The sequence below is a fragment of the Saccharospirillum sp. genome (assembly GCF_039982735.1).
Classification (GTDB): Bacteria; Pseudomonadota; Gammaproteobacteria; order Pseudomonadales; family Natronospirillaceae; genus Saccharospirillum.
Genome location: NZ_JBDWXV010000003.1, coordinates 123,092 through 140,592 on the forward strand (window position 1 = coordinate 123,092; position 17,501 = coordinate 140,592).

Sequence of the window (17,501 nt, forward strand, 5' to 3'; positions counted from 1 at the left end):
TATCCCGGGATCGACAGCCGGTTGCAAAGCCCGTTCTCAGGCCCATCGTACACCCATTCAGACAGCAGCGTTCCAGCGAGGTCTGCCTTTCTGCGATATAGTGCTGCAACGCTTACGCTCACCGACAAGGACCGACTTTTAATGGCTCTAAACCCTGCTTTTCTGATCCTGATTCTGACGCTCCTGCTGGGTTTGCAGCCGTTCACGACCGACCTTTACCTGCCTGCCCTGCCGTACATCACCGAGTCGTTCGATACCACGATCGCCCATGCCCAGTTAACCCTGTCGGTTATGCTGCTCGCTTTCGGCGGGTCCCAACTGATTTGGGGGCCAGTGTCCGACCGGTATGGCCGCAGGCCTGTCTTGATGGCAGGCCTGGGCTTATACGCCTTATCGGCCATAGGCGCGGCACTGGCACCGGCCATGGAGTGGCTGATTGGCTGGCGCCTGATTCAGGGCATTGCTTTGGGCGCGGCAGTGATGTGTGCCCGGGCCCTGGTGCGCGATTTGTTTGACGACCCGGTACAGTCGGCGCACGCGCTCAGCCGGGGCTTATCCGGCCTTGGCGTTCTGGCCTGTATTTCCGCACCGCTCGGTGCCCTGTTAACCGCCTATCTCGGCTGGCAGTTTACCTTTGTGTTTCTGGCGGTATTCAGCTTTGCGGTTTTGCTGCTAATTGCTTTTCGCCTTGACGAGACACTGCGCGAGCCACGCACCCAGTCGTTGCGACCGAGCCGCCTGGTGCGCACCTGGGCCGGCATTCTCACCCACCACACGTTCTGGTCTTACGCGCTGCTTCAGACCGCCACTTACGGGGGCCTTTATGTATTCCTTGCGTCGTCTTCGTTTGTGTTTATGGACTACCTGAGCCTGTCGGCAACGCATTACGGCATCATCATGTTTTCGATGTCTGCGTCTTACATCAGCGGCACATTACTGTGCCGTCGTCTGCTGCTGCGCGTCAGCATTCAGCGAACGGTTGTGGTCGGTGGTGTGTTTGCACTGACGGGCAGTTCGGCGATGATTCTGCTGGTTGTACTGGGCTTTACCTCACTCTGGGCGTTGCTGCTGCCGTTTTACGTCTTCATGATTGGGCACGGCATAAACCAGCCCTGTGCACAAAGCGGCGTTATGGGGCCTTTCCCTCAGGCCGCCGGGGCAGCATCGGCACTCAGCAGCCTGGTGATGGTGATCGGCTCGTTTCTGATCGGGCTCTGGCTGGGCCAGGCCATGGATGGGTCACCGCTGCCGATGGCGCTGGGCATCTGGTTTTGCGGCATTGCGGTGGCCATCTTTGGCTGGGGCTTTGCCGCCCGGATTCGAATGGCCGCTACAGCGTAATCAGGTTTCAATCTAGTTCACCTGCCCTCCTTCGGTTCTGATCCGTATTTCCCGGGTCAGGGTTTTATGCACCGGGCAGCGATCGGCGATTTCCAGAAAACGTTGCTGTTCGGCCTCGGTCAGGTTGCCCTGGTAGCTTATGTGGCGCTCCAGTTGTTCGATCTGTCCGTTCTTCGACTCGCACTCCTGGCAGTCTTCGGCGTGAATCCTCGAATGCCGCAGCCGCACCCGAATGTCGCTGACAGCCAACGATTTGTGATTGGCGTACATGCGCAAGGTCATTGAGGTGCAGGCGCCAAGCGACATCAGCAACAGATCATAGGGGGTTGGGCCCTGGTCGGTGCCGCCATTGCTTTCAGGCTCATCGGCCAGTACTTCATGTCGTGTTGTGTACAGGCCTCGCAAAAAGCGGGCGTCCTGTTCGGTTACGATGACCTCGTCTTCTGCGACCTTCGGCCGATCTGTCGGAGTGGCTTCATCGCCAAATTCCAGGTACCGGCTGGCCCAGGCCGCCAGTGTCGCCGCCACATAGTCAGCGTCTGCGCGCTTTGACAACAGGTGATCGGCGTTGTCGAGTGACACAAAACTCTTTGGATGCATGGCCGCCTGATAAAGTTCGGCGGCTTCACTGACGGGCACTACGGCATCGACCGGTGAATGGAAAATCAGCAAGGGTTTGCGCAAGGTGGCAACCAGGTTGCGTGACGACCAGTCCTCCAGGTCTTCCAGTAATTGCGACCTGATGTTGAAGTGGCGACCGCCAATATCCACCTCGGCCTGGCCATCCCGGGTAATGTCGCAGTGCTGGTCGGCAAATAAATGCTGAACGTGCGAAGGCGTAGAAGGGGCGGCAATGGTCACCACTGCTTCTACCGATTCAAGCCGGGAGGCCGCGACCAGTGCAGCCGCGCCACCCAGGCTATGGCCAATCAGCAATTTGGGGGCCTGGTAGTGTTCAGTCAGAAACTCAGCGGCATCAAGCAGATCTTCAACATTGGAACTGAAATTGGTGTTGCCGAAATCGCCGTCGCTGCCACCCAGGCCGGTAAAGTCGAAGCGAAATACGGCGATGCCCTGCTCGGCCAACGCACTGGCAATGCGAGTCGCGGCGACCACGTCCTTGCCGCAGGTGAAACAATGGGCGAACAGGGCCATCACCCGAACAGGGCCGGCATCCGGTTGTTCCAGTGCACCGGTCAGGGTATGCCCCTCCCGGTTGGTAAACTCGATTTTACGGCGTGTCATGGTGGCTCCCGGAAACAGATAACAGACCAGCACACTAGCACATTCGCCAGGGCCTAAGGGAAACCGCCCTCAACCGACCATCCTCTGGTAGGCTACTCCAAAATCTCTAACTGAGGACAATCGATGAGCAGTAATCTGCTGAATCTGGGCCTGATCGCACTAGCCGCGTTGGGGCTATTACTCGTGCTGGCGTTGCTGGTTGGATTGATCACTCTGGCGGTTTTGTATCTGATCGACCGCAATCAGAGTAAACACAGCATTCGCCGCAACTACCCGGTGGTGGGTCGCTTCCGGTATTTCTTTGAACACATGGGTGAATTCTTTCGACAGTATTTCTTTGCCATGGACCGTGAGGAGCTGCCTTTCAACCGGGCAGAGCGCAGCTGGGTGTACCGGGCAGCCAAAAACCTCGATAACACCATTGCCTTCGGGTCCACCCGCTCACTGGAGCCAACCGGAACGGTGATGTTCATGAATTCGGCCTTCCCGACTCTGAGCGACACCGCCGCCCACTGGCAACCCAAACGCATTGGCCCGGGCTGCCGTCACCCCTATGAACCCCAGTCTTTCTTTAACATCTCCGGCATGAGTTACGGGGCCCTGTCCAAGCCAGCCGTCCAGGCGCTTTCCCGGGGGGCCAAACAGGCCGGCTGCTGGATGAATACCGGCGAAGGCGGTTTGTCACCGTTTCACCTCGAAGGTGGCTGTGACCTGGTGTTTCAAGTGGGTACCGCCAAATATGGCGTTCGGGACCAAACGGGTGAACTCAGTGACGACAAGTTGCGCGCACTGGCAGCTCACGACCAGATCCGCATGTTCGAGATCAAGCTCAGCCAGGGGGCCAAACCAGGGAAAGGAGGCATTCTGCCCGGCGATAAGGTAACTGAGCAAATCGCAAAGATCCGGGGCATCCCCATCGGTCAGGATTCAATCAGTCCGAACCGCCATCTGGACATTACCTCGAACGCTGAACTGTTGGCGATGATCCACCGGGTCAGAGAAATCACCGGCAAACCGGTTGGCTTTAAATGCGTGCTGGGTGATACCGACTGGCTGGTTGCGTTGTTCGAGCTGATTCGCGAACGCGGCCCCGAGTACGCTCCAGATTTCATTACTCTCGACAGTGCCGATGGGGGCACCGGCGCGGCGCCACAGCCGCTGATGGATTACGTCGGTCTGCCAATCCGGGAAAGCTTGCCATGGCTCGTAGACCAGCTTATCGCCAGTGGCCTGCGCGAGCGTATCCGGATCGTCGCGTCCGGCAAGTTAATGGTACCCAGCAAAGTCGCCTGGGCGCTGGCGACCGGCGCTGACTACGTGGTATCGGCCCGGGGCTTCATGTTTTCGCTCGGGTGTATTCAGGCATTGCAGTGCAACCGAAATACCTGCCCGACGGGCGTCACCACGCACGACCCCAAGCTGCAACGCGGCCTGGTGCCGGCCGACAAAGCCGCCCGGGTGGCCCATTACCATCGACAGATGGTGTATTTTCTGGAAATGATTGCCCACTCCTGTGGCGTTTCCGGCCCCTCCGAGCTGGAACGCAAACACGTGCGCATGGTGACCGACAATGGCTTTTCGGCGCCGCTGGATTATTTCTACCAAAACCGCATACCGTTGCATTCGGTTAAGTAGTGGCTGCAGTGTGCTGAAACCGGTGATCTGCAGTCGATTTTTAAGGCAATCGCCGCAGGCAGCTACTATTATCAATTACTAATATGTTTGTCGGCTGTGGTAGTGCCCCTGATGCAAAATTTTTATGTGCGAACGCTGCTGATCGCTGCCGCCCTTAGCCTGGGGTTGCTGTCGCTTCAGGCGCAGGCGTCAGGGCAACCGCTGGACGAAGGCTGGCAATACCGCTGGGGCGATTCCCCCTTCAACGCAGACGGCGTGCCAGCGTGGACAGACGACCCAGCCGACAGCAGCGAGTGGCAGGCCATCGATTTTCCGTCCAACCCGCCCGATCGCGATGGCCAGACCAATGTGTGGTATCGGGTCACCCTGCCTGCGGATGAATGGCGGGACCCAATTCTCTATATTTACAGCGTTGATCTGATTACCGAGGTCTACCTCGAGGGTGAGCAGATCTACCATTATGGCGCCTTCGATGAACAGGGCCAGGGGTCTTTTGAAGGCTGGCCCTGGCATATGGTGCCTCTGCCGGAGGGGTATAGCGGCAAAACCCTGTATTTCAGAATCTTTTCGAGCTACAGCGACATCGGCCTCTGGGGCGAGGTGAGACTGAACAGTCGGCAGGATCAGATTCTCACCCTGCTGATCGATTCGGCGGATGCGCTAGCCGCCAGTGCCTTTTCCCTGATCATAGCCGTGCTTGCCTTGTTTTTCGCCTTGATCGAAACCCAGCGTCGAACCTTTGTCAGCGTGGGCCTGTTTTCTCTGGCCTCGGCACTGATGGTCACCGCCGAAAGTCCCGCCAGCTTGTTGCTGTTGTACCAGCCTATTGTCTGGGACTACGTCGCCGCGGGCGCTTACTTCACGTTGCCAGTGGCCATTGCTTTGCTGCTGGAACAATGGCTGCCGGAATCCCGAATCGGGCTGATTCGCAAACTGTGGCAAGGGCATGTGTTGTACGTGATTGGTGCCCTTGGCTTGTCGTTGCTCGGTGTCATTATTCTGCCCTCGGCGTTCTATGTATTTGACTATCTGCTGCTAGCGACACTGACCCTGCTGTTTGTATTAGTCGCACCTAACCTGCGCCGGGTAAGCCGGGAGCAACAGGCAGTCATCGCCACCTTCGCGCTCTACTCGGCCCTGCTGATTATCGATATGGCAGTCGCCCACGGCTTCTTGCCCTGGAATCGAACCCCACTGAGCTGGGGCGGACTGGCGTTTTCTCTGGTCATCAGCCTGGTGTCGCTGCGCCAATATCACCAAACCCGCCAGGAACTGTACGCGCTCAATCAACAATTGGAACTGAGAGTCGATGAACGCACCCGCAAGCTTGAAACGCTGGCTGACGAGGAGCGCTTGCGTACCCGAATTCTGTCTTATGAGCATGAAAAAACCCTCCTGCTCAATGACATGGTCACCCGCCTGCACGCCAGCCAATCACTGGAGCAGGGCTTTGACAACCTCGCCGCTGATCTGCCGGCTTACACTCGACCTCTGGTTGGCGCACTCTATCGTCGCCTTAACACCAAACCGGTATTCACGTTACTGTCGCAATGGGGCGAACACGGACTGGAGCTGCCTGAAACCTGGTCAGGAAGCGATTTCCCCGGCATATCAGCCTCTGCCTACCTGGACCCGATGAGCCAGGCACGGGTCGATCTTGACGGTTATCCATACTGGGTATTCCCCATTACTGTTGAAGATGTCGACCGGGGCTCTGATGTGCTGGGCCTGCTGATAATCGCCTTGCCTGAACTGGTCGCCGAAGGCGAACGTCGCAGCGGTCGCGGCCATTTGTTTCAATCTGTCCGCCAGGCAATGGACAAGGTAGGCGTGGTTTTGTCGAGCCTGATTCTGAGACAACGGCTGGAGACGCTATCGTATGAGGACTCGCTCACCGGTCTGAAGAACCGGCGTTACTTTAACGAACTCTATGCCCGGGAGTCGGCCATTGCACTGCGTACCCAGGTGCCACTGAGTTTCATCATGGTCGACCTCGACCACTTCAAACAGTTCAACGACCAATACGGGCACCAGGCCGGCGACGAAGCCCTGCGCCTGGTCGCTGATACCATGCGCATCCGGTTTCGTGAAACCGATGTGGTGTGCCGCTATGGTGGCGAAGAATTCATTGCCATTTTGCCCGGTGCCAGTTCGGCCGATGCCGAAGCCCTGGCCGGAGAAATTCGCATTGCCGTAAATCAGGTGCCCATCTTTCATGAAAACCGGAACCTGGGGCATCTGACGCTATCAGCCGGCATTGCAACCTGGCCCGAGCACTGCACCGACCCGGACAAACTGCTGGTTCTGGCCGACAATGCCCTGTACCTCGCAAAGGATTCCGGTCGTAACCGGGTTTGCACCCCCGCCCGTCCGGCGCACAGCACTGCCCCCAGCCCCGCAAACTGAGCCTTTGAATCCCGCAGTTGACGTTTTAACCAAGGCGCCCTATTCTTCTTTATATTAGTTTTTACTTATTTAATGAGATGCAACTGTGATGACTCGCCCATACACAAGGAGAACAGGATGAAGACCTACCAGATACTGATCGCCGGTGGAGGGGCTGCCGGCCTGTCCGTCGCGGCGTCGCTGAAGCGACGCGATGCGTCACTGACCATTGCGATAATCGAACCGTCTGAGACCCACGTTTACCAGCCTGGTCAGACGTTGGTTGGGCGAGGCGTTATGTCGCTGGAGGAACTGAAAAGACCGACTCAGTCGTTTATTCCAGCGGGTGTCGACTGGATCAAAGCCTCGGTCACCGCATTCAACCCTGAAGCCAGCGAAATCGATCTCGACAACGGCACTACCCTGGCCTACGAACACCTGGTCGTCAGCCTGGGCCTGAAACTGAACCTCGAGGGCATTGAAGGCCTGGCGGATACACTGGGCCAGAATGGGGTGACGTCAAATTACGTCACCGAGTTATCGGCCTATACCTGGGATCAGGTGCAACAACTGAAGACGGGCCGGGCTCTGTTCACCCAGCCACCCATGCCGATCAAATGTGCCGGGGCGCCGCAAAAAGCGATGTACCTCAGTTGCGATTACTGGCTAAAGGAAAATCGCTTGTCTGGCGTTGATGTCGAGTTTCACAATGCTGGAGCGGTCATGTTCGGCGTCGCCGAGTTTGTGCCGGTACTCGAAAGCTATGTTAAAAAGTACGGCGTAAAAACCTGCTTCAGCAGCACGCTAGTCAAAGTGGATGGCCCTGCCAGGAAAGCCTGGTTCAAACAGGGCGATGGCAGCGTTGAAGAAACCACGTTTGACCTGCTGCATGTAACACCGCCGCAATGTGCGCCGGATGTAGTCGCCTCCAGCGCACTGGCCAACGAAGCTGGCTGGGTCGATGTCGATCAGACAACACTGCAACACACTCGATTTACCAATGTCTTTTCGCTTGGTGACGTGTGCTCAGCACCCAATGCGAAAACGGCGGCCGCAGTACGCAAACAGGTTCCGATTGTCGCCGACAATCTGTTAGCTGCCAGAAAGCAGGAGGCAATGCCTGGCGTTTACGATGGGTACGGCGCCTGCCCACTGACCGTGGAAGTTGGGAAAGTCGTGCTCGCTGAGTTTGGTTACGGTGGCAGCCTAAAACCCAGCTTTCCACTGGACCCAAGAGTACCGCGCAGCCTCTACTGGTGGATGAAAACCACGGGTTTTCCTTGGGTTTACTGGAACCTGATGATGCGTGGCAGAGAATGGCTGGTGAAAACCAACCCTTAATTAAAAAACCCCGGTTAACCGGGGTTTTTTTTGCCTGATTGGAAATCAGACTTTGGTGGTGCGCAAGTAGGGACGAATTTCGTTCCAGCCTTGTGGGAAGATGTCTTTGGCTTCCTCGTTGCTGATCGACGGCGGAATAATAACGTCCTCACCCGGACGCCAGTCGGCCGGCGTTGCAACCCGCTTGGCATCGCCCAACTGCAGGGCATCGATAACACGCAAAATTTCATCGAAGTTACGACCCACCGACATCGGGTAGGTCAGCGTCAGCCGAATCTTTTTATTCGGGTCGACAATGAAGACAGAGCGAACGGCCGCTGTCTGGCTTTCGCCGGGGTGAATCATATCGTACTGCTTGGCAATCGACAGGTCTGCATCAGCGACGATCGGAAAGTTCAGGGTAGTGTTCTGAGTGTCGTTGACGTCGAAGATCCACTTGTTGTGCTCTTCAACGGTATCAGTCGACAGCCCCAACGGCTTGACGTTGCGCTTGGCAAATTCGTCAGACAGCTGCGCCGTGCGTCCCATCTCGGTGGTGCACACGGGCGTAAAGTCAGCGGGGTGGCTGAAGAAGAAGGCCCAGGAATCGCCCAGCCACTCGTGGAAGGTGATCTTTCCCTGAGTGGTCTCAACGGTAAAATCGGGTGCGGTATCGCCTAAACGTAGTGTCATCGTCTTGCTCCTGTTTACAGTGAGAACATGAAAGCACGGTGATGTGCCATCCTTATAACTCATTATATTAGGTTTATCTAATATTTATGCAATTCTATTACTATACTGTCGATAGTGACTGACTATCCAGCGTTATACTGATCCACATCAGGCTGGCATCCTGGCTGCACCGCGATGCGGCCCTCGTGTTCTTCCCTACATCTGGTCCCTGTGGCACTTTTTAAAGGCCTTTTACATTTGCTGACAACGCCACCCTGAGTCAAAACCCGTTCAGTGGCCCGAATCCGAGAATCGCCCGTATATGGTTCAAACGATAGTCAATCGGAGTCATCATGCTCAGTTTTTTGAAACGAGATACCACCAAGTCTTTGCAAAAAGCCTACGAAAAAAAGCTGACGGAAGCCCAGCAGGCACAACGCAACGGCGATATCCGCAGCTATTCAATGCTGTCTGAAGAGGCCGATAAGCTGTACCAGATGCTGCAGACGGCTCAACAAGACAAGTCGTAACCACCCGCTTCACTGCCAGCCCGGTTTTAGGGTTTTGTTGTTTTGACAAACGGATCGTCACCCGCTTTGAAATGACCTGCTTTGCGGCGTTTCATCACCGAGTTGATGTAATCTTCCGTCGCTGCCGCCTGACCGACATCCCGTCCGGCGGCCTGGCTCAGATACCAGCGATGCTCGAGAATTTCATGGAAAACCTCGGCGTCATCGAGACTGCCTTTCAGATCGCTGGAAATGCTCTGCAAGCTGGGGTTAAACACCTCGGATAACCAGCGATAGGCAGCCACTGGCTCGGGAATGTCCCGGCCTTCGTGTTCGGCGAGAAAGGCTTTGTAGCGGCTCAGGTCATTTAGCAACCGGCGTGCCTGGTTTTCCTGCACTTGCAACCCGGTCAGGCTGTTCAGGCGGCGTCGGTGATGCCAGTGTTCCACCACTCGCGGCACCATGCGTACGCGTTGGCCATCGTCGACCGTGGTTATCTCCATTTCCTCGACATCGAAGCCCAGGTCATTCAGCCGTCGCACCCGCTGTTCAATTTTGAACTGATCTTCGGGTTCGAAGACCTCATCATGGGTCAGTTCCTGCCAGAGCTTGTTGTAACGGTCGACCACCGAATTGGCCAGTTCAACCGGGTCGGAGCCCGCCGGGAGCTGTTCGGCCGCCTCCAGATCCATCAGATCGCCGGCCAGATTTAACTCGGCCAGTTCCAGATCGTAGGCACGCTGGCCATCACTCAGCGTCGGGTAGATTTCACTGGTTTCAGCGTCGACCAGGTAGGCCGCCATCAGGCCCGCATCACGCCGGAACAGCGTATTGGAGAGTGAGCAATCGCCCCAGTAAATGCCACTGAGATGCAGCCGGGCGAGCAACTCAACCAGAGCGTCCAGCATCTGGCCGAGCTGCTCCATGGTGATGCCTTGCTGGATAATGATGCGGTAAGGCAAGGCGCCTTCCAGATAGTGTGTAACCAGCAGCGCACGGTTGCTCATGTCCATGCTATCCCCCACCAGATCGAAGTTCGATCGGGCCTGGGAGACGCCCTCATCCCGGTTGGTGACCAGGCCGACAGGTTCGACTACTGGCAAGCCCATTTCCTCCATCTCACGCAATAAGTTGTATTCATTGCGGGCGATGGGCGTCATCAGTTCCTTGAGTGCATAGACCCGCCCCTTGTTGCTGATGAAACGAACCACGTTGCGATGAATTCCTCGCGCCACCTCAACAAAAAGATCCGGCGGCCATTGCGTCAGGTGCTTGGACCAGGGGTATCGCAAGTCGGTTATGTAGTGGCTTGGCGAGTGAATCTGAATTTTCATGAAGGGATCCCTGACACTGAAACAAAAAAACCGGCTAACAAGCCGGCTTTCGAGGGGCACTACACACGGTGGTTAACGCCAAACCGACCTTACAGACGGTTGGTGGTTTCACCGTCAAAAATGTGCAGTTTGTCGGCGTTCACATACAACACCAGGTCGTCGCCAACCTTCGGTGTCTTATGCACATCCATTTTGGCAACGATGCTTTTATCGTCATTGGCCAACTTAGAGTGGACAACCACTTCATGACCCAGGGTTTCGACGATTTGAGCCTTGGATTTAATTTCAGCAACGTTTTTCCAGTCGTGTTCGCCTTCGCCGCGAATGTGCTCGGGACGGAAACCAACATAGACCATCTTGCCTTTACGTTCGCTGACGGACGCTTTCCACGCCTCTGGCGTTTTGTAGGTGATGTCCGGGTGCGTCAGTTCGGACCCGTCGTCCGACACGGTCATCTTCAGGATGTTCATGTTCGGGGTGCCGATAAACTGCGCAACAAAAACGTTTTGCGGATTGTCGTACAGATCGAGCGGTGTACCCACCTGACGCAGGTTACCGTCGTGCAATACCGCGATGCGATCGCCCATGGTCATGGCTTCAACCTGGTCATGCGTTACATAAACCGAGGTGATGGAAAGACGCTTCTGCAGGTTGGCGATTTCAGCACGCATGTGAACCCGCAGTTCGGCATCAAGGTTCGATAACGGCTCGTCAAACAGAAACACCGATGGTTTGCGCACAATGGCGCGACCCAGCGCTACACGCTGACGCTGACCACCGGACAAGGCTTTGGGCTTACGATCCAGCAAGGGCGTCAGGCCCAGAGTGTCGGCGGCTTCGCTGACCAGGCGGTCAATCTCGTCTTTGGGGAGCTTGCGCAAACGCAGACCAAAGGCAATGTTTTCATAGACCGACATGTGCGGATAGAGGGCGTAGCTCTGGAACACCATGGCAACGTCACGGTCTTTGGGATGGACGTTGTTAACCACCCGGTCGCCGATAAACAGCTTACCATCGGTGATCTCTTCCAGGCCGGCAATCATCCGCAGCGTGGTTGATTTACCACAACCAGACGGGCCAACCAGAACCATAAATTCCTTGTCGCGGATCTCCAGATCGAGACCCTTGATGATGTCTACGTCGCCGTAGCTCTTCACTACGTTGTCAAATTTTATGCTAGCCATCAGCTTCCACTCATTTTTGTCGTTATACGAACCCAGTGCCGGGGCAAAGGATGTTTCAAGTGCCTTTGTAGTTTTCTTACAGGCATTTTCGACTCATCCGACGAATGGCTCCATTATAGCCGTAATAATACTACCAATTGCAAGCCCGAATCCGGACCTAACGCTGTAATTTCCTTCCAAACCGCTCTGGAATGGGCCTTAGCCATCACCTCTTAGGGTGTTCAACTGCTGGCAAAAGGCCTTTATCGACGGTTTTGAGAACAACTCCGGCAGGGTTTCAGTCAGTTTCCGACGCCAGTTGGGGTATTCATCGCTGGTTCCGGGGATATTGACCGGCGCGTTGATCAGCATCAGATCCTCCAGTTGCACCGCCACAATTTGCGAGTGGCAGGCCGCCAGATGCCGGTGGATAGCCAGGCACAGTGGCAGCGTCATTTCGGGTACCTGTTCGGCATCGCTGGAGATACCGTCCGGCAGTCGATTATGGGCGACAAGGGCATCGATGATTGCTTGTTTGGCTTTCGACCTGGCGTCGCGTTCGCCCTGAAAATCCGCCTCGGTGGCAAACATACCCAATTGCTGGCGCAGATCCAGATCCGACATGGCCCAGAAGGCATGCACGGTCGGCATGTCGTGGTTGCAGACGATGGCAAGGGCCCGCTGGGCGTAGTCTTCCGGCGGTGTACAGACGCCATCGGCCATTTCAAAGTAAAAGACCTTGTTTGAATAAAGCTGCGCACGCGGAAAAGTGTCGATCACCTCGTCCGGAACAGTGCCCAGGTCTTCAGCGATGACCATGCACTGGTTGCGCTGCGACTCCAGATTCAGAATACCCAGCAAATCGTACAGGTCGTAATACACATAAGCGCCATAAGCCGCCGACTCGCCGGGCGGGCACCACCACAGACGCAACAGCGCCATGGCATGATCGATTCGCAGGGCACCACAGGCACGCATGTTGTTGCGCAACAGTGTAATGAAAGACTGGTAACCCTGGGCTTTCAGTTTAACCGGGTCAAATGGAGGCAACCCCCAGTTCTGACCGTTGGGCCCCAGAGCATCGGGCGGGGCTCCGACCGCTGCATTCAGGCAAAAACTCTCCCGGTTGCCCCAGACCTCCGCCCCACCGCGGTCGGCACCTACGGCGAGATCACGGTACAAGCCGATGCGCATACCGCGCGCTTTGGTTTGCCGGTCAACCGCCTGAAGCTGTTCGTCAGCCACAAACTGCAGGTACTGAAAGTAGCTAATGTCGTCGTCATGCTCGGCGGCAAACGCCTGCACCGCATCGCTGTGATGGTCCTGATACGCCTGCGGCCACTTTGGCCAGCCCCATGCCATGGGGTCTTGCTGGCGAAAATGGGCCAGTAGGGCTTCGAAGGTGGCATGCTCACGCAAGGGGTCACCCTGCTGCTCGACAAACGCCTGAAAGGCACGGTCACGATCGGTACCCCGCCCCAGATGGTCTCGCTGAAATACCCGATAGAGTGCATTAAGTGCCTGGTATTTGAGGGCACTGACGCCACTGTAATCGACCATGGGCAGTTCGCGCAGACGGCTCAGTTGTGCTTGCGTTTCAGCGCCAGCCAGTGTCTGTTGCAGCTCGGTCGCCGACTGGAATTCGGGCACCTGCTCAATAACCACGTAGAGCGGATTAACGTAGCTGCGGTTCGACGGGCTGTAGGGGCTGGCGTGTTCGGGACTGATCGGATAGAGCGAGTGAATCGGGTTCAGGCCGATCACATCCGCCCCCTGATCGGCCAGGGTATCAACCAGCTCGGCCAGATCCCCAAAATCGCCCATGCCCCAGTTCTTCGACGAGCGCAGCGTATACAACTGAATGGCCGTACCCCAGACACGATCGCCCCGTGCCATGGGTTCAGGCTGAAAACTGGTGGCCGGGGTCACGATCAGGGCGGTTTCATCGGTTTGACCGGCCAGAGTCAGATAAATGCGATGGTAGCCTTCGGGCAAATCTACAGGCAACGGCAGTGCCAGCCGCAGGTGTTCGATGTCGCCAATCCAGTAATCGCCGGTTTGCGTCAGTTCAGAGGGGTCAAACTGCCCTTCGCGCGCGGATGCATCGTGCTCAAATTCAATACGCCAGTGGCCGGTCTGCTGGCATTCATCACGGGTCAGGTAGAGGTTCAGGTCGTGACCGCGCAGCGGGTTAAGCACCACCACCGGCTCAAGACGTTGCCGCCATTGCTGCTGATCCAGCTGCATGGCGCGCTGTGCCAGCCCGGCGTCATCGTCGAGGTCATAGCCCATGGCGGCGAGAATGCGTTCAATGTTGGCCGCGTCGACTTGCGTGGCGACCCCACGATAGTCCTGAAAGGTGGAGGAAATGTTTCGCAAGTGAGCAAGCTTGCTGACCAGCTCCCCATTCGTCATAGAAACCCCAGTCGCCATAAAAACCTCAGTCAAAGTGCGGTTCAAACCTGACCGGCTGCGGACGCTGCATGCGACGATGTGTGTAGTCGTTGGTATCGCACCAGGCTCCGGGGCCAGTCACCCGTCTAGCCAGTGTAGCGAGCCTTGGCCCGGTTTTCGCGGTTCGTCCGCACCGGGCCGGAAGGATTTATCGCCAGGAGGATTTCCCCGGCCGGGTGCAGCCGCACCAGCGCGCCTTATCAGGCCATTTCCGGTGCATTCTCAACCAGGTAGGCGAGCGATTCCAGTAACCAGTACCGCACGGTCTCCGGCGGTGCCTGATAAAACTGCTGCCAGGCTTCACCTCGGAACTGGTTGTAGGCATCCGCCTGGCTGGCATGTTGGTGCTGCCAGCTTAAGCGCACGGCATGGGAAATCACCACATCGAGAATCACGAAGTCGTCGAGTTCCAGCAGCGGGTTCGCTTCCGCAAAAGCCATCAGTGCCGCAAGCGCTTCAACCGACATCTGGCGATACTCTGCACTTTCTATCTGGCTGAGCAATCGCTCAACCAGTTGGGCAAACTGGGGTTCGCCCCCGGTCATGTGACTGGTCACCAGATCACTTTGCAGTCGGCTACGCGGATCAAACCGGTCGCCCACGACAACGCCCCGGCATTGTTGCAAAACCGACCATAGCCGCTGATGGAAGGATTCAGGGAAGCGAGGCATAACGCCCTGTTCTTCACGCCAGCTCTGCCAGTCAGCAACGTCGCTCTCGACCGTGGCGCCCGGCAAACCCTCCGCGCCCGAGTCGGCCCGATGCAGAACACCCGGCAGGCTGCGCAAATGCAGCGCTTCGGTGGAAAACAATCGACCCACTTCCTCGGTATAGCTTTCCAGAATGTCGCGAATCCGGCTCTGAATGTCGAAGGGGCTCATCGCCGCCAGGCGCTCAAAGGCCTGGTCAGGCTCCAGTGAGGCTTCCTGGGCAAATCGGCCCATCATCAGTTGGGCCAGGTGGCCCGGTCGTATGGTCATCATGCCGTCGAACAGTTCAGGCTCGCCTCGCATAATGACCGACAGAATGACGAGAATTTCCTGGTTGAGTATGGCCTCGCGCACATCGGCACCGCAGTTCTGGCGAATCAGCGCCAGCGTTTCCCGGTTGCTCAGCGGCATGCGAATAAGCCCCTGATCGGAGTAGGCCCGGCCGACATTGATGATGCGCTGACGCGCCAGTATTTCGGCCACTGAATCTTCCAGGCCACCCCAGTACTTGCCGAGCACCCCGGCGGCCTTGCGCAACACGCTCCATTCGTGGCGACAACTGGCTTTGCGATAGACCTCTTCCAGCAATACCTTAACCGTGACCCGCGGAGCAATGCCGGGCTCGAAATCCAGCCCATGCACCTGGGCCCAGTCGGTGATGATGTCCATCTGTTCGCGCAGGTTCGTGCTGTTTTGCAGTCGGTCGCGTTGCTGATCGAGGTTTTCGCTCGGCTCCAGTAACGACAATACTGAGGGCTGAACCGGCTGACACTGATCGGCCTCGGGCAACCAGTTTTTACGGCGCAGTCGAACCAGGCTCAGTGCATCGGGTACGTAATAATCGTTCAGGTCATCAATGCGTTCTGTGCCGACGTCATCCAGCAGTTCAAGCAAAGGACCGGTGCGCACGGTGACGCCGTTGCAGCTACCGGCGCTCAGCTCGGCAACCAGATCGAATACCGCCCCGGCGTCACGGGCGGTTGTCATGGTGTCCGTCAGGTAGAGCATCATCAGCGGTTGCTTGTCCTGATTCCAGTGACGGCTGACGTACTTCAGCTCTGCCTGGACTTTTTCACACAGCAATTGGTTATCGGACGCCAGATAAAAAGTATCCCGATTCTGGAACTGGGGCAGAAACACGCAGCTCTCGCCACCCAGCTGATAAAGCTGTGCCGTTGCCAGCGAGCGCGGCCGGCGTTGTGGGCGACCGGTGAGGCCAAGCGTTCGGTTCTGACCGACCACATTGAAGACTCGCGCCAGTTCCAGCGGTGGCAACACCCGCACCGGGTCCAACTGGTCGACGGTTTCCGACCAGAGGCCGCGCGCCGCCAGCCGGTCTTTCACCGCCTCGTTCTCGGCCAGCAGACCAACCAGCACCGGTGACCGCTGCTTGCGGCCAATGCGTTTGTGCGCGGCAACCGGGTCGAGTTCTTCGGTGGTGACCAGACCTTCGTGCACCAGACAACCGAGTACATAGAGCGACTGGGTCCACACCAGTGGCACGTTGGCATTGGCCACGCGTGGCTGGCTGCCCGGGTCTGCCCGTTCGGCATCGATGTGTTCCTGATCGACGTAGTACAGCTCGGGCAGCAGCCACAGGCCGTCTTTTTCGACGCGCAACGCATCCAGCTTGAGCCGGTATTCGTCGCTGCGTTCACGGTCTTCGGCGAACAGTGCATCGAGATACAGAAACGCAAAAAACAGCGGCCATTCAGATTCTATGTTTTCGAAATTACGCAGTTCGTCCGGCTCGTAATGCAGCCGGTCGTGGTTTTCCAGCACGGTCTGGTGTCCATCGAGCAGAAAACGCTTGCAGCCATAGCGACCGGCCAGTTTGTCGAGTATGTGTTCGCGGGTGGTATTGACCAGGCTCTTCTTTTCCACGGCAAACGCCGGGTAACCGATGACCGACAGACAGGCGGCATCGACTTCCTTCGACAGGGATTCGCGCGGCAATAGGTTTTCGAGCGTCGTCCGGCAGCGGGCTATTTCATCCGGTACCACATGAATAACACCGCGGTAGCTGTGAGCGTCGTGCAACAGGTTCAGGCCACGCATCGCCTGCAGTGCAGCTTTTACCATGCCAACCGAAGACGCATTGATTTCAACGTGACCGTTGTTGATCTTGTTGCCCCGCTCCCAGATCCCGTAATCCGGTGTGCGGTAACCACGGCCGATGTACCAGACCAGGTTCTGGACAAAATTCACTTCGTCAACGCTGTGAATCAGGCGCAACCCGGAGCGTGTCATCTGTGCCAGCATCAACAGAAATATCGAGGTGGCATCGAGTTGCAGATGGCCCCATTTGTCGTCGTCGACCACGACGTCGCCACTTTGGGTGCCGTACTTGGCGTGCAGTGCATCCATAGGGTTCTGGGTGTATTTGAACCGCTCGACTTTGTGCGACTGGCGCAACATGGCCGACAACAGGCCGCGCATCAGCCGGGTCACACAGTCGCCCAGGTATTCGGTACGCCCCGGGTTATGGTTGGTGCGCCGATAGCCGAGCCAAAGGCCCCAGACTGCCTGAACGGAATAAACGTTGTCACGCACCCAGGCATCGGTGTAGTCACCGTGACCGTTTACGTCAGTACTGGCCGGAAACAGACCGGTTTTGGCATCCTGACGGCTTAAAATGGTGGCGTAGACTTCGTCGAAATACTGATCAAGGCGCTCGCTCGCGCCCTGTTGATCGATAGCATCGTTCATTCACTGACACTCCAGAGTGGCGCA

At 57.0% G+C, this 17,501-nt stretch carries 11 protein-coding genes; 5 read left to right on the top strand and 6 right to left on the bottom strand.

The window, feature by feature from the left end:
- The first annotated feature begins 141 nt into the window (after positions 1 to 141).
- A complete protein-coding gene (locus ABJT94_RS01980) occupies positions 142 to 1,341 on the top strand; it encodes a multidrug effflux MFS transporter (RefSeq protein WP_348476009.1) in 1,200 nt (399 codons plus the stop codon).
- Between the two features lie 12 nt (positions 1,342 to 1,353).
- Here ABJT94_RS01980 and ABJT94_RS01985 read toward each other — a convergent pair whose 3' ends face one another.
- The gene (locus ABJT94_RS01985; protein ID WP_348476011.1) at positions 1,354 to 2,586 is read right to left on the bottom strand and encodes a bifunctional alpha/beta hydrolase/OsmC family protein; all 1,233 of its coding nucleotides are present in this window, start codon (positions 2,584 to 2,586) and stop codon (positions 1,354 to 1,356) included.
- 123 nt (positions 2,587 to 2,709) lie between these two features.
- Between ABJT94_RS01985 and ABJT94_RS01990 the strand changes: the two genes are divergently transcribed.
- The 3 genes from ABJT94_RS01990 to ABJT94_RS02000 all read left to right on the top strand — a co-directional run bounded on the left by ABJT94_RS01990 (position 2,710) and on the right by ABJT94_RS02000 (position 7,947).
- A complete protein-coding gene (locus tag ABJT94_RS01990; RefSeq protein ID WP_348476012.1) occupies positions 2,710 to 4,221 on the top strand; it encodes an FMN-binding glutamate synthase family protein in 1,512 nt (503 codons plus the stop codon).
- A 111-nt stretch (positions 4,222 to 4,332) separates the two neighbouring features.
- Entirely contained in the window at positions 4,333 to 6,627 is a 2,295-nt protein-coding gene (locus ABJT94_RS01995) for a diguanylate cyclase (protein ID WP_348476014.1), read from the top strand.
- A 117-nt stretch (positions 6,628 to 6,744) separates the two neighbouring features.
- Complete coding sequence (locus ABJT94_RS02000) at positions 6,745 to 7,947, top strand: FAD/NAD(P)-binding oxidoreductase (protein ID WP_348476015.1); 1,203 nt, start codon at positions 6,745 to 6,747, stop codon at positions 7,945 to 7,947.
- A 45-nt stretch (positions 7,948 to 7,992) separates the two neighbouring features.
- Here ABJT94_RS02000 and ABJT94_RS02005 read toward each other — a convergent pair whose 3' ends face one another.
- Positions 7,993 to 8,619 (bottom strand): peroxiredoxin, encoded by a 627-nt coding sequence (locus ABJT94_RS02005; protein WP_348476016.1) that lies wholly within the window; start codon positions 8,617 to 8,619, stop codon positions 7,993 to 7,995.
- Between the two features lie 332 nt (positions 8,620 to 8,951).
- Between ABJT94_RS02005 and ABJT94_RS02010 the strand changes: the two genes are divergently transcribed.
- The gene (locus ABJT94_RS02010; RefSeq protein WP_348476017.1) at positions 8,952 to 9,128 is read left to right on the top strand and encodes a DUF6435 family protein; all 177 of its coding nucleotides are present in this window, start codon (positions 8,952 to 8,954) and stop codon (positions 9,126 to 9,128) included.
- 26 nt (positions 9,129 to 9,154) lie between these two features.
- On the opposite strand, the gene ABJT94_RS02015 is transcribed toward ABJT94_RS02010, so the two are convergent.
- The 4 genes from ABJT94_RS02015 to ABJT94_RS02030 form a co-directional block, all read right to left on the bottom strand.
- Positions 9,155 to 10,441 (bottom strand): DUF4032 domain-containing protein, encoded by a 1,287-nt coding sequence (locus ABJT94_RS02015; RefSeq protein ID WP_348476018.1) that lies wholly within the window; start codon positions 10,439 to 10,441, stop codon positions 9,155 to 9,157.
- 89 nt (positions 10,442 to 10,530) lie between these two features.
- A complete protein-coding gene (ugpC, locus tag ABJT94_RS02020) occupies positions 10,531 to 11,625 on the bottom strand; it encodes a sn-glycerol-3-phosphate ABC transporter ATP-binding protein UgpC (protein ID WP_348476019.1) in 1,095 nt (364 codons plus the stop codon).
- Between the two features lie 198 nt (positions 11,626 to 11,823).
- Entirely contained in the window at positions 11,824 to 14,019 is a 2,196-nt protein-coding gene (malQ, locus tag ABJT94_RS02025) for a 4-alpha-glucanotransferase (protein WP_348476020.1), read from the bottom strand.
- A gap of 239 nt (positions 14,020 to 14,258) precedes the next feature.
- Entirely contained in the window at positions 14,259 to 17,477 is a 3,219-nt protein-coding gene (locus ABJT94_RS02030; RefSeq protein WP_348476021.1) for a glycoside hydrolase family 15 protein, read from the bottom strand.
- Positions 17,478 to 17,501 lie beyond the last annotated feature (24 nt).

Coding starts and splice junctions, on each gene's coding strand:
- ABJT94_RS01995 (WP_348476014.1), top strand. CDS start 4,333: ATGCAAAATTTTTATGTGCGAACGCTGCTGATCGCTGCCGCCCTTAGC.
- ABJT94_RS02015 (WP_348476018.1), bottom strand. CDS start 10,441: ATGAAAATTCAGATTCACTCGCCAAGCCACTACATAACCGACTTGCGA.
- ABJT94_RS01985 (WP_348476011.1), bottom strand. CDS start 2,586: ATGACACGCCGTAAAATCGAGTTTACCAACCGGGAGGGGCATACCCTG.
- ABJT94_RS01980 (WP_348476009.1), top strand. CDS start 142: ATGGCTCTAAACCCTGCTTTTCTGATCCTGATTCTGACGCTCCTGCTG.
- ABJT94_RS02005 (WP_348476016.1), bottom strand. CDS start 8,619: ATGACACTACGTTTAGGCGATACCGCACCCGATTTTACCGTTGAGACC.
- ABJT94_RS02010 (WP_348476017.1), top strand. CDS start 8,952: ATGCTCAGTTTTTTGAAACGAGATACCACCAAGTCTTTGCAAAAAGCC.
- ABJT94_RS01990 (WP_348476012.1), top strand. CDS start 2,710: ATGAGCAGTAATCTGCTGAATCTGGGCCTGATCGCACTAGCCGCGTTG.
- ABJT94_RS02000 (WP_348476015.1), top strand. CDS start 6,745: ATGAAGACCTACCAGATACTGATCGCCGGTGGAGGGGCTGCCGGCCTG.
- ugpC (WP_348476019.1), bottom strand. CDS start 11,625: ATGGCTAGCATAAAATTTGACAACGTAGTGAAGAGCTACGGCGACGTA.
- malQ (WP_348476020.1), bottom strand. CDS start 14,019: ATGACGAATGGGGAGCTGGTCAGCAAGCTTGCTCACTTGCGAAACATT.
- ABJT94_RS02030 (WP_348476021.1), bottom strand. CDS start 17,477: ATGAACGATGCTATCGATCAACAGGGCGCGAGCGAGCGCCTTGATCAG.